13 protein-coding genes are annotated in these 12767 nt (G+C 54.1%); all 13 read right to left on the bottom strand.

Annotated features, from left to right (window positions below):
* Positions 1-23: 23 nt before the first annotated feature.
* Positions 24-1106, bottom strand: a complete 1083-nt coding sequence (locus HV157_RS00780) for an ABC transporter ATP-binding protein (protein ID WP_063924896.1) — start codon at positions 1104-1106, stop codon at positions 24-26.
* Positions 1107-1108: 2 nt separating this feature from the next.
* Positions 1109-1786, bottom strand: coding sequence for a beta-phosphoglucomutase (gene pgmB / locus HV157_RS00775; RefSeq protein ID WP_182268626.1), 678 nt, complete (start codon positions 1784-1786; stop codon positions 1109-1111).
* Complete coding sequence (locus HV157_RS00770; protein WP_182268627.1) at positions 1776-4055, bottom strand: glycoside hydrolase family 65 protein; 2280 nt, start codon at positions 4053-4055, stop codon at positions 1776-1778. Before HV157_RS00770 ends, pgmB begins: the two co-directional genes overlap by 11 nt.
* Positions 4049-5107 carry a Gfo/Idh/MocA family oxidoreductase gene (locus HV157_RS00765; RefSeq protein ID WP_182268628.1) on the bottom strand — a complete coding sequence of 353 codons (1059 nt, stop codon included), beginning with the start codon at positions 5105-5107 and terminating at the stop codon, positions 4049-4051. Before HV157_RS00765 ends, HV157_RS00770 begins: the two co-directional genes overlap by 7 nt.
* An 11-nt stretch (positions 5108-5118) precedes the next feature.
* The gene (locus tag HV157_RS00760; RefSeq protein WP_020882462.1) at positions 5119-5907 is read right to left on the bottom strand and encodes a sugar phosphate isomerase/epimerase; all 789 of its coding nucleotides are present in this window, start codon (positions 5905-5907) and stop codon (positions 5119-5121) included.
* A 16-nt stretch (positions 5908-5923) separates the two neighbouring features.
* A complete protein-coding gene (locus HV157_RS00755; RefSeq protein ID WP_020882461.1) occupies positions 5924-6976 on the bottom strand; it encodes a zinc-binding alcohol dehydrogenase in 1053 nt (350 codons plus the stop codon).
* A 28-nt stretch (positions 6977-7004) separates the two neighbouring features.
* Positions 7005-7847: a carbohydrate ABC transporter permease gene (locus tag HV157_RS00750; protein ID WP_176587177.1), complete on the bottom strand. Its 843-nt coding sequence runs from the start codon at positions 7845-7847 to the stop codon at positions 7005-7007.
* Positions 7834-8715 (bottom strand): sugar ABC transporter permease, encoded by an 882-nt coding sequence (locus tag HV157_RS00745; RefSeq protein WP_025204014.1) that lies wholly within the window; start codon positions 8713-8715, stop codon positions 7834-7836. Before HV157_RS00745 ends, HV157_RS00750 begins: the two co-directional genes overlap by 14 nt.
* A gap of 22 nt (positions 8716-8737) precedes the next feature.
* Positions 8738-10030 carry an ABC transporter substrate-binding protein gene (locus tag HV157_RS00740; RefSeq protein ID WP_032678282.1) on the bottom strand — a complete coding sequence of 431 codons (1293 nt, stop codon included), beginning with the start codon at positions 10028-10030 and terminating at the stop codon, positions 8738-8740.
* 15 nt (positions 10031-10045) lie between these two features.
* Entirely contained in the window at positions 10046-11743 is a 1698-nt protein-coding gene (locus HV157_RS00735) for a sugar phosphorylase (protein ID WP_269836865.1), read from the bottom strand.
* Positions 11744-11928: 185 nt separating this feature from the next.
* Positions 11929-12153, bottom strand: coding sequence for a phage shock protein PspD (gene pspD / locus HV157_RS00730; RefSeq protein ID WP_014170342.1), 225 nt, complete (start codon positions 12151-12153; stop codon positions 11929-11931).
* A gap of 12 nt (positions 12154-12165) precedes the next feature.
* A complete protein-coding gene (gene pspC / locus HV157_RS00725; RefSeq protein ID WP_014170343.1) occupies positions 12166-12525 on the bottom strand; it encodes an envelope stress response membrane protein PspC in 360 nt (119 codons plus the stop codon).
* On the bottom strand, positions 12525-12749 hold the full coding sequence (pspB, locus tag HV157_RS00720; RefSeq protein WP_020882456.1) for an envelope stress response membrane protein PspB: 225 nt from the start codon (positions 12747-12749) through the stop codon (positions 12525-12527). Before pspB ends, pspC begins: the two co-directional genes overlap by 1 nt.
* Positions 12750-12767 lie beyond the last annotated feature (18 nt).

Raw genomic sequence — 12767 nt, 5'->3', positions numbered from 1 at the left:
TGCATTTCCGGCGAACGCCTTTCTTATCTAATAGCCACTTCAGTATCAGCGTCGAAGAAATGACATTTATTCATATCGAACTGGATGCCGATATTATCCCCCGCCGCATAATCATTTACCGCTCCTGCACGAACGACCAGCTCATGCCCGCCCACGGTGGCATAGAGCATGAACTCAGCCCCGGTCAGTTCGGCCACGCTGACTTTTGCCGCAATATCATCCCCACGGTTTTGCAGCGTCAGAATATCTTCCGGCCGGATCCCAAAGACCACGGCTTTACGCTGATATCCGGCGGCATTCACCGCCGCCAGCGTGTCTTCAGGTATCTCCAGACGCAGCGTTTCCGTCACGAAATAGCGATCGTCTATCGCGCCCCGAATAAAATTCATTGCCGGTGATCCGATGAAGCCCGCCACAAACATATTCGCCGGTTCGTTGTAGACCTGCTTAGGTGCCCCCACCTGCTGAATAACGCCATCCTTGAGGATCACAATCCGGGTCGCCATCGTCATCGCTTCCGTCTGATCGTGGGTCACGTAAATCATTGTGGTGTTGAGCTTCTGGTGCAGCTTGCTGATTTCAGCACGCATTTGCACACGCAGCTTGGCGTCGAGGTTAGAAAGCGGTTCATCCATCAGAAAGACGCCGGCTTCGCGCACAATCGCCCGTCCTAACGCCACGCGCTGACGTTGCCCACCCGATAATGCGCCAGGTTTACGCGTGAGGTAATCACGCAAGCCCAGGATTTGTGCCGCCCAGTTCACGCGCTCTTCAATGACCGCGGGGGGAATTTTCTGCATCTTCAGGCCAAACGCCATGTTGTCGTAAACCGTCATATGCGGATAAAGCGCATAGTTCTGGAAAACCATCGCAATGTCGCGGGACTTGGCGGGCACATCGTTCATGCAGACACCGTCAATCACCAGCTCACCGGCGGAGATCTCCTCCAGCCCGGCAATCATGCGAAGCGTCGTCGATTTACCGCACCCCGAGGGACCCACAAAGACGATAAACTCCTTGTCCTCAATTTCGAGGTTAAAATCCTTAACCACATGGACCTGGTTATCGTAGATTTTCTGAATATGTTTCAGAGACAGTTGAGCCATTTTTAATTCCTTATCATTACCGTTCGGGATGCCCAGAAATCTGTCAGGCATTTCCAGGTCAGTTCCTGCGTTGAATGAAGTTGTAAGCCCGCATGGTTCAGGCCAGGTCCAATCCCGACCGAGAGCATTCCCGCCGCGTTGATTGCCTCAACGCCGGCTGCAGCATCTTCGATTCCGATAGCCTGCTCGGGGCGCACATTCAGCCCGGTGCAGGCCGCAAGAAAGATCTCCGGGTCCGGTTTTGAGCGGGCAATGCGCGAGGCATCGGCGCAGAAATCAAAAGCCCTCTCAATGCCCAGCGCCTGCAAAATACCGGGGGCGTTAAGGGACACTGAGGCCAGCCCGATTTTGACGTTCGCCGCACGAATTTCCGCCAGCACCTCGCGGATGCCCGGAAGCAGAGAATCCTGCGTCAACGACGCCAGAGACCCGACGTAGCGCGCGTTCTTTTTATCCGCGAGCGCCTGCCGCTGCTGGTCGTTAAACTCCTCCTCTTTTCCGCCATGGCGCAGAATCCGCTGCAGCGATTCCATACGGCTTATCCCTTTCAGCTCGTCGTTGAACGCCACGTCGAGCGAGATGCCAATTTCCTGCGCCACGGCACGCCAGGCCAGAAAATGCAGGTGCGCGGTATCGGTGATCACACCATCAAGATCGAAGACAACGGCCTCAGGCTTCATGATTTGCTCCTGTGGTAGCGGTCCCACCAAGAGATGTAAAAAAATCCCTGAAAGAACAGACCTGCCGATCCGTTATGCACAGGGTTTTACCCCACAGCGTTAAGGTCACCGGTGCAGTGGTTTCAATCGTTAAAACATCATTTTCAAACGTGAAGTGCATACGCGCGTTTCTCCATCGCAGCGGGAAAGCCAGTTTTCGCCAGTGGGCAGGCAGCTTCGGGGCAAGATGCAATTCCCCCTGGACGATCTGCATACCGGCAAATCCCTGAATAACGCCGGACCAGATAGCCCCGGTGGCGGCAGCATGAATCCCGTCATCGCAGCTGTGCGGATCGTCGCCCAGATCGATGGCGACACCCTCGCGCCAGAAGGCGTAGGCCCTTTCCGTATCGCCACACCGGGCAGCAACAATTCCGTGAATCGCTTTGCTCAGCGAAGAGTCGTGTATGGTACGCGGCTCGTAGTACGCCAGGTTGGCAGCACACTGCTGTGGGGTAAACCGTTCCGGCAGCAGGTAGTTGAGCATCACCACGTCGGCCTGTTTAAGGATCTGCATCTCGTTCACTTCCGCGCGGGAGTAATCGAGCAGAATGGTCTGTTTACCCGCTTTCGCCTTATAGCGGCTCAGATCGATAGCCGGTTTCGCCATGAAGGTATCATCCTGAGGAAGGACCCCTTCTGCGTTGGCTTGCGGTAACCACAAACGGGACATAAACCGGCTGGCATTCTCCATGAAGCCATCATCTTCACGATTGAACATCGCCATAAACTGGCGCGCACAGGCGACATTGTGCCAGGCCAGATAGTTGGTGTAGGCATTGTTATTGACGTGCTCCGTGTACTCATCCGGCCCGATCACATCGTGGATTTCCAGGCGACCATTGACTTCCGTCGCCCGCCCCATCCAGAACGTTGCCGTCTCTATCAGTAGCGTCAGCCCTTCGTTACGCATAAAAGCGTCATCATGTGTCGCCTGCCAGTAGGCCACGACAGCCCAGGCAATGTCCGCCACAATGTGATGTTCTGCCAGCGCAGAGGCCACTTTCTGGCGCGTGCCCGTGCGGATGTTGATTGCCGCATATTCCGGCGTTTCCTCCTGACCGCTCGCGGCACTCTCCCAGGGGAAAAGTGCGCCAGGCCAGCCGTTGCGACGCGCTTTTTCACGAGCCCCGGCCAGGTTGAGCCAGCGATAACGCAGCAGACTGCGGGCGACCTGCGGACGCGTAAAGAGATGGAAAGGCAGCAGGAAAATTTCGGTATCCCAGAAGACGTGGCCTTTATACCCTTCGCCGGTCAATCCTTTCGCGGCGATACTGCAGCGCTCATTGTCGGCAGGCGTCATGGCGGTCAGATGCCAGACGGTATAATCCAGCGCGAGCTGATCCTGCGGTTCCGCAGACGTTACCGCCACCCGCGCATCTCGCCAGACGTCTTCCCAGGCGCAGGCAGAGCTCTCCAGCAACGATGCGTAGCCTCGCGCTGCGCACACCTTGAGTTCGGCCAGTGCGTTACGCGCAAACGACGACTGCGAAAGGGCTTTGTCACTGCGGTGGGCGACCCAGACGATCTTTTCAAGCGTGACAGCGTCACCCTGCGAAACGTTCAGGTCGTAATGCGCACTGATGCGACGATTTTTAGCGGTAAAGCAGCTTTCGCTACCCGCTGAAAGCCGGCAGAACGCGGATATAACGACGTCAGAGACCCGGTCCTGCGTTTCATACACGCCCTGCATACAGTTCTGGTCGAATACCCGGACTGAAATCTCATCCAGATGCTGCCTGCCGCTGTTGGTTTGCGTCGCATCAATTCCGGTTTTCAACACCACCTGCGAGGGCCCATCAAGGGGAGTGATGGCGAGTTGCATTGCCACTAACGGCAGCTGAGCGAGAGAAACGAAACGACGGCTCTCCAGGCGATAGCGTTTCCCGTCGGGCGAGCGCCAGAGCACGCTGCGACGCAGTTCACCATTGGCAAACGCCAGCTCGCGCTGCCACTCAAGAAGCGCCCCGGAAAGCAGGGTAAAATTCACACCATCCAGTTCAACCTCAATACCGGTAATATCCGGCAGATTGATTAACTCCGTGGTCTCATTGCGACCTGCGCGATGGTAAAGCCCGGCGAGATACATGCCTCTGGTTTGCTGGGTGTAATCCTCTTCGTGTGCCGCGCGAATGCCCATGTAGCCATTGCCGCAAGCCATGATGGAGGCGTATTTATTCAGACTGTGGGGAGAGAAGCCCGGTTCGGTTAAAACAGACACATTCAGCATAACGTCACGCTTTCCCCTGTATCCGCCGATTCATAAAGCGCGGCAACAAGTTGCTGGATAACCAGCCCCTGTTCCGCATCTGCGATCATAACCGGCTCTCCCAGCACATGGCGTACAAACGCCTCCATGCTGCGCAGGTGACGCTGGTCGTCTGCCTCATCACGCTGCATGAGGGTCTGTAAAACGCCCGCCTCATCGTGGTAAATGTGAGCCGGGAAGAGCGTGGCCCCCGCCTTTTCGCCACAGAATGAAACATTCATGATCGACTGCTCGCGGATATTCAGCGCAAACGAGGTATCCAGGCGCAGAACGCCGCCATTGCAGAATTCAATTGTGCCAAACAAAGCATCTTCAACGGTAAACCGGGCGGGATCCCACTCGCCAAACTGTCCACTGTTTTTACGGTTCCCCAGCTTCTGGAAGCTGTGGGCGGTCACCCTTTTTACCGCCGGGAAACCCAGCACATACATCGCGGCATCCAGCATATGAATACCGATATCGATAAGCGGTCCGCCACCCTGTAGCGATTTGTTCGTAAAGACGCCCCAGCCCGGCACGCCGCAACGACGCAGCGCCTGCGCCGACGTAAAGTAGATCTCACCTAACGCCCCATTTGTGACAGCGTCACGAAGCAGCTGCGTGTCGAGCGCAAACCGATGGTGAAAATCATACGCCAGCACTTTTCCCGCTTTACGGGCCGCCATGCGCATCTGGTCAGCCTGTTGCGGCGTCATGGCAGGCGGTTTTTCGCACATCACATGACATCCGGCCTCCAGTGCCGCCATGACATGTTCAAAATGGAACCGGTTTGGGGAGCAGACGCTGACCACATCAGGTTTTACCGCCTGCAGCATTTCAGATGCATTCTGCCAGACCGAAGGAATTGCATGACGTTCCGCAAACGCCTGTGCCTGTTCAAGGCCGCTGTCCATGACAGCGACCATTTGAACATCACTGCGTGTGGCGTAATACGAGGCATGCACTTTGTCCGCGACCTGCCCGGCGCCAATAATGGCGACGCGCAGAATCGAAGGTGTTGAAGCACTCATCACGCTCATCATCCTTAGCATTCACGCAGATACGTGAGTGAATCCTGGTAAGCCTGGGCCGGATCGTCGGCGCGGACACGGCACTCATACACCACGTAGCCCTGATAGTTGTCCGCACGAAGCTGTCCGAACAACGTGGCAAAATCCAGCGTCCCGCTGCCAGGCTGATAGCGATGGTTATCGGCGATATGCACATGACCCAGCAGATCCCGGTTGCGATGCAGCGCCTCTGTTAGCGAATCTTCTTCGATATTCATGTGGTAAAAGTCGCCGATGATCTGCACATGCCTGAGCGCGTTCTCTTCGATATAGCGACGCGCATCCGCGAGCGTGTTGATCATGTGATCCTGGTAGCGGTTGAGCGGCTCAAGGTAAACGGTGGTCCCGGTACGCGCCGCTACCTCATCCAGATAACGCAGCGAAGCACTCACCGCTTCGCGGTCACCCGCCAGGCTGCGTGGAGAGGTCATCGGCGGCAAACGGAAGGTAAACATTCCCCAGGCAGCGGGCACAATAATCCCCTTTCCACCCACTTCAGCCAGTGCTTCCAGGATGCGTTCGATCTGTTTTAATCCGTTCAGACGACGTTCTTCAATGAAGTCACCAATCCAGCCGTCATATCCCCCGCAGGCGGTGGTCACCGGCAGGCCCGTGGCGGTGATTGCGGCTTTCACTTCATCGAGATTGTCCACCAGCAATTTGCCGTCAATTTCATAGCCATCAAAACCCATCGCTTTGATGTACTGGAATTTCTCCAGAATAGAAGTCGGGAAAAAGGCCTGGTTTTGCGTTGCGATTTTCATTGATGCTCTCCTTAGCTTAAAAAGTGACGCCCATCTTGATGCTCAGTTCCGGATGCTGATCGACATACTTCATGTAGCTCTCAGCGCTGGTGGTAAAGGTGACAACCGGGTCAATCAGATCTTCGCAGTTCAGATAACCGTTCATCAGCAGTTCCCAGCAGGTCTCTTCAATACGCTTGCGGCTCCAGCGCGGGTAATCCGGGTTGGGTTCGCTGCAGGCGCGCGAGAAAACGATTTTCGCGTTATTGAAGTGGGCTTCACGCCCCAGATTGAACCCTTCTGCGAACGGTTTCGCGAAAGCCACGTAGGAGATCGTTCCACCGTAGGCGAGCCCGCGCAGCGCAGACTGCAATGCATCGGCAAAACCGCTGGTTTCGATAATCACGTCAGCGCCCTGCTTTCCGGTCAGTTTTTTAATCTCCAGACCGACATCGGTGCCAAACGGATTGAGGCAGTAATCGGCCCCGTGACGGCGGGCAATTTCGCAGCGATGTTCGATAGGGTCGACACCGATGACGATGGATGCACCGGCTTTTTTCGCCAGCTGAATCGCAATCTGCCCAATGGCACCCAGTCCGACCACAACGACAAAATCCCCCACCCGCACGTTAGCATCACGCACGCCGCTCATGGCGAACTGCGCAGGGTCGTAACAGACAGCATTTTTCCAGGAAGACCCTTGCGGCATTTTGCGCAGCTTGTAGTTATTAACGGCATTCACGATGACCGTCTCCTGCAGCGGCCCATAGCAGCAGACACGGTCGCCCGTCTGGTACTCCGTCACGTCATCGCCGCATTCGATAATGTCGCCAACAATCATGTTGCCCAGCTGGAACTTACCAAACTCAATGCCCCGCGCCGCGCCCTCTTCACGCGGGGTAAACATTTGCCACTCCGCGTTAAACTCCTCATCAATGAAGGGACTTGCCGCCCGGAAATCTACCACTTCGGTGCCGTGTTTTGGCGCGCCGAAGCGCGCACGAATTTTCACTTCATGGACGGCAACAGGACGATCTTCATATTCCACCAGCGCCGCTACACGAGGCGCTGTCGCAACTAACTTTTTCATGACTGACTCCTAGTTAAAACTGGCCGCCTCAGCCTTTAACGCCACCGGCGGTCAAACCACTTTTGATAAAACGTTCAGACAGTGCGTACATGATGACCACCGGAAGCGCTGTCACCAGCGATGCCGCCATCATCCGACCCCAGATATAATCTGGCGTGCTAAAGAGGGTGTTCAGCCCAACCGGCAAGGTGAAATTGCTGGCGCTGGACAGGAAAATGGATGCAAACAGGTAGTCGTTCCATGCCACCATGAAGCAGTAGACGAACACCGACACGAGGCCGGAAATCGCCAGCGGAACGGTAATGCGGAAGATAATTTGCAGGCGGTTAAGCCCGTCCATCATCGCGGCTTCTTCTATTTCATCCGGAATGGTGTCGAAATAGCTGCGCAGCATAAAGACGGCTGTCGGCAGCGTCTGGGTCACCATGGTGATAATCAGCGCCAGCTCCGTGTCATAGATCCCCAGCGCGGTGATGATTTTGAACAGCGGCACCACCAGCAAAATCCCCGAGAACATATAGACGGTGTAAAAACTCGCATTGATTGTCGTGCGTCCTTTAAAACGCAGTTTGGATAACGCGTAAGCCCCCAGCGTGCCGAGAAAAACGGCAATTACAGACGAGATCAGCGAGACCACCATGCTGTTTCTGAAGTAGTCCACAAACGGGAAGATCAGCGGATTAAAGATGTCGATGTAATGCTGCAGCGTCCACGCCTGCGGCAGGATGGTCGGATGGAGCGATATCGCCTCTTTCGCGCTCTTAAGCGAGGTCATTAACATCACAAAGAACGGGAACAGCGTGATGATCAGAAACACCGCCAGCCCCAGATAAAAACCGAGACGACCCAGTACGCGTTTATTTGTTGCCATTGAGGTTTACCCTTTTTCTGGTCAGCAGAATGACGGCGAAGATGATCACGAACAGCACCACGGAGATGGCAGCGGCTTTCCCGAGGTCATTGAAGGCAAATGCGGTCTTGTAGAGATAGACGCCCAAAATATCGACCTTGGTGGTCAGGAGATAAACATCAGCGAACATATAGAACATCCAGATGGTTCGCAGTGTAATCACCGTGGCCAGCACCGGCATAATGGCGGGCAGCGTGACGATACGAAAACGCTGCCAGGCATTTGCCCCATCCATTTCCGCGGCTTCGTACAGCGATTTATCGATGGTCTGCAATATCGCGAGGAACGAGATAAACGCGTAGGGGAAGTAACGCCAGATGGCGAACAGCACCACCAGCACAAAACTGCTGCCCGGGTTGTCGAACCACAGCGGCGCCTGGTCATACAGGTGCAACAGATCGACACCCAGATAGTTCACAATGCCGTAGCCGTTGTTGAACATGTATTTCCATGCAAACACCAGCGAGATGGATGGTGTGACGTAGGACAAAATCACCAGTGAACGCGCCGTTTTCCGCAGGCGAAATTCCCGGTTAAAAAAGAGGGCAACGGCCAGCCCCAGCGCCGTGCTGCCCATCACCACCAGGGCGGTGTACCAGAACGTCATCCACAGGGAGTGCCAGAATGCGCCATCGCTGAGGATACGAACATAGTTATCCAGCCCGACAAACACGGCGCTAATGCGCGGGTTAAGCGGCAAACGTAAAAAGCTGATTTCAATATTGGAAATCATCGGCCAGGCCACCAGGCCCCCCAGCAAAATCAGGCTGGGGGCCAACAGCAGCATGGCGAAAGGCATATCTGAACGACCAGAAAACAACGTCTTCATAATTTCCTTCCGCAGAGCGCTCCTATCGTTGTGAAATCAGGTCAGTCAGTCGCTTCTGGCTGTTGCTTAACGTTGCAGTGAGATCCTGTTGACCTACTGTGACGTTATGCACCATGGAACTGATGATGCCGGACCCCGTTACATCACCCATGCGGGTAAAGTTTTTGTCGCCCACGGCGCCAAATACCTGCACATTCGGGAACTGGGCGATAAGCTCATAGGGAAGTTGACCAAACGCTTTAATGACCTCGTTGTCTTTCCAGGAGTCCGTGCCGACGACCAGTTTGTTCACCGGCAGCGCGGCACCCGGGGACATCATCACCCAGTCAGACGCGTTCTGTGCCTGCTCCATCCAGGTAACAAACTTCTGTGCAGCCTGGGTTTCATCTTCTGTTTGACCGGAGGTGATCGTCAGCGATGTGACCATGCCGTAGACCGCTGAAGACGTTTCAGTCGGAACGACAAAGCCCAGGTTGGCTGGGTTGCCGTCTTTATAGACCGCCGGCAGGATATAGGTGGAATACACCGCCATCGGCGCCGAACCATTCATAAAGGCATCTTTAATCTCCATGACATCGTTCGAGCCCGGCATGGTGGTCGCGGCCAGTGCTTTATAGAACGCCAGCGCGTTCACCATTTCCGGGGTATCGATGTTGATTTTCCCGTTGGCGTCAAAAACGTTCGCGCCACCGGAAAGCGCAAACTGAGAAAACGCCTGCTCGGTCATCACGCTTTCTGCCGTGGGTAGCGCTATGCCATAGCGTTTTTTAGCCGGATCGCTGAGGCGTTGGCTGGCTTTCAGCAGCTGTTCCCAGTTATGCGGCTCCTCAATACCCGCCGCAGCAAGCACATCTTTGTGATACCAGACGCCAGACAGCCAAGCGCTGATTGGCACCCCCGTCCAGGCTGAGCCGTCTTCCGTGCGAACGACACGTAAAATTCCGTCATAGAAGGTGTTTTCGCCCACCGCTTTGATGGCGGCGTTGATCGCATCCCGGTCCAGCAGCTGCTCTTTATCCATGACTTTTGCGTAGTCGTGGCTGACCTCAATGACCTCGGGCAGCGCACCGGTGCGGGCCAACGTAATCACTTTGGTGTTGTAGGCATCCTCTTCTACCGGTACCTGTTTCACCGTAATCGTCGGGTTCTCTTTCTCGAATTTTTCAATCAGTTTTGTAATTACCGCCTGACGCTCCTGTTCAACTGAGGAGTGCATAAACTCAATGGTGACAGCAGAGGGTTTGTCATCCTTACAGCCTGACAACAAGGCGCACGAAACCAGTGCTGATATCAGCACAATTTTGGGCATATTCATGTTTAAGGTCCTTTTTTAGTTTTCTTTAACCCACAACACCTGCCATGGATTAAGGGTCAGAGTCGTACCAGTAATATCTTTCCCGGCGATCAATTCCCTGCCGGATGGAATATTCGACTCAAGCGTTTGAACGCGATCGCTGAAATTAAATAACGCGGTAACTTTTTCGCCGCTTTGCGCAATACGCATTATTTTTAATACATGCTCGCCTGCCGTACTAAAACAAGCCTGACTGTCAGGGTGGAATGCTTTTTCTGCGCGCCTCAGGGCGATTAATTCACGCAATCTATAATAGACTTTCTGCCGCAGGCTATTTTCATTCTCAAGTTCACTGTCGATTGCACCGGCGAGGTATTTTTTGCGGTTAATCGCACGGTTATATCCCAGGCGCTCCACGCCCTCATAATCATTACGCGAGCCAAGAATACTTTGGATATAGACGGCAGGCACACCGGGGAAACTCAGGAGTACAGCATGAGCCAGAATAAACCGGGCAATACGGTGATTGTCATCGCAGTCCCTTGTGCTTAACGCATCAAGATAAGTGACATTGATTTCATACGGGCTTCGCGTTCCATCCGGATTGTTTTTCCAGTTGACCAGCGCCCCCTCGGCCTGAAGTTTCTCTACCAGCGAGAGGATCTCAGACTCGGGTAAAATTCCGCGTAACGGATTGAGGCCAATCCCGTCATGCGAGGCCAAAAAGTTAAACCAGGTGGTTTTCGTGGAAGGAAGCGCCAACGACGACGCCCACTGACACAGCGCCCGGACATCCTGACGGTGTAGCGCATGCAGCACAAGCGGCGGCAAGGAGAACTGATACACCATCTGCGCTTCATTGTTGCCGTCACCAAAGTAGGCAACGTTGTCTTTATGCGGGACATTGGTCTCAGTGATTATCACCGTACCCGGCGCGACAGCCTCGGTAATAGCACGGAAAAGCTGGATAAGCTGATGGGTTTGTTCCAGATGGATACAGCTCGTTCCGGGTATCTTCCACATAAACCCAACGGCATCCAGACGAATGTAGCGCGCCCCTTCAGTCAGGTAGTGCAGCAGCACGTCTACCATCGCAATCAGAACCTGAGGAGAGGCAAAATTGAGATCGACCTGGTCGCTGCTGAAGGTGGTCCACAGGTGGCGTACGCTGCCATCGTGAAGCGTAAACGGCGTGAGGAGGGGCAAAGCACGCGGTCGCGTGACGGCCGACAGATCCGTTTCAGGGTCAACAGAAATGAAGAAATCGTTATACCCCGGCATTTGCTTAAGGTAATTCGCGAACCATTGACTTTGCGCCGACATGTGATTGCAGACGAAATCAAACATCAAACTGGCTGATTGTTTTAATTCGGCGATGTCCTGCCACGTTCCTGTTTCTGGTGCGACGTCGTGGTAATCAATAACAGAAAAACCGTCGTCAGAAGACCACGGATAAAAAGGTAAAAGATGAACATGTGAAAAGGAGTGAGAGAGCCACTTATTATAAAACCGTGTGAAAACCGGCAGGGCTTTCTCCCCTTCTGCCGAAAACTGATCGGCATACGTAATCAGGACAACATCTTTTTCATCCCACCCCACCTTACGCTTATCTGTAATAACAGAAATCGCGTTATCAATCTTTTCCAGCAACACCGAAAAATGGGTATCGGAAAATGATTCCCCGTAAACAAGATTAATGATTTCTTTAATTTTAGCCTGCATTTTATTTTCCATGGTAGCGGTCCCACGGAGCGCAATCTACTCCCATGAAAAATATCTGTCAACGGACCGGGACGCAGAAAAAGGCGATTGCAAAGCAGCTCAACGCAGTATTGTGAGCTGCCGCAAAGAAAGAAAGGGAAAGCGAAGAAGTATCGCTAGCCTGCCCCGAAAACGAGAAAGGCTAACGTACGCAGGAATTATTGGGGAAAGTAGCGACGTGAAAGCCGTTTTGCCACTTTTTGCAGCAGAGGTTCGAGCGCCACAGCCAGCAACATTCTTACCGGCTTGCGGGCAACAGATTTTATCGCCCAACCCGCCACACCTGCCGGGCCGAAACGTAATGCCGTCAGCAGGACCAGTTTACCTGCGATTTTCAGGCCGGGTTTTACCTTCTGACCGGCCTGTTGCCAGTTTTGCTTCATGTATATTCTCTCTTAAAGCTGACGAAAACGGCTTCTCAGCGTGAAGGTGTCAGATGTGACATAGCGCTCCATCTCACGTAACCGCTTCTCCCCAGCGGCGAGTTGATCGTCAACCGCGTTGAGAAGATCGTTGCTGGTCGGTGCGCCTTCTGCGGCCAGTTCACCTTCCGGCATCGGGTCGAGTACAAACGACAGCACGATGTACGCCACCAGGGTGATAAACGCCAGACCGAAGAAGATCGACAGCACCGTTACCACGCGAACCAGTTTGACCGGGACATCAAGATAATGGGCCAGTCCGGCACAGACGCCGCGTACCATTCCCTGCTGCGGAATGCGCCACAATTTTTTGTTCAGGTTCAGTCCAGCCATTAACGGTCCCTCCAGTTTGGATGTTCTGCATCGAGGATATCTTCCAGCGCCTGAATGCGTTCGCGCATATTATTCGCCTGTTCGGTCAGCTGTACGAGACGCTGTTGTTCACTCTGGGAAAGTTCACCACGTGAAGAACGGTTGCTGTAGTGCAGCCATAACCAAATCGGCAGAACAAACAGCACGAAAATGGTCAGGGGAATAGCCAGAAAAAGCGCGCTCATGTGTACTCCTTGTCTTAC

Origin of the sequence: Enterobacter sp. RHBSTW-00318 (assembly GCF_014101375.1) — a bacterium.
GTDB lineage: Bacteria > Pseudomonadota > Gammaproteobacteria > Enterobacterales > Enterobacteriaceae > Enterobacter > Enterobacter ludwigii.
This window is presented reverse-complemented; position numbering and strand designations above follow the sequence as displayed.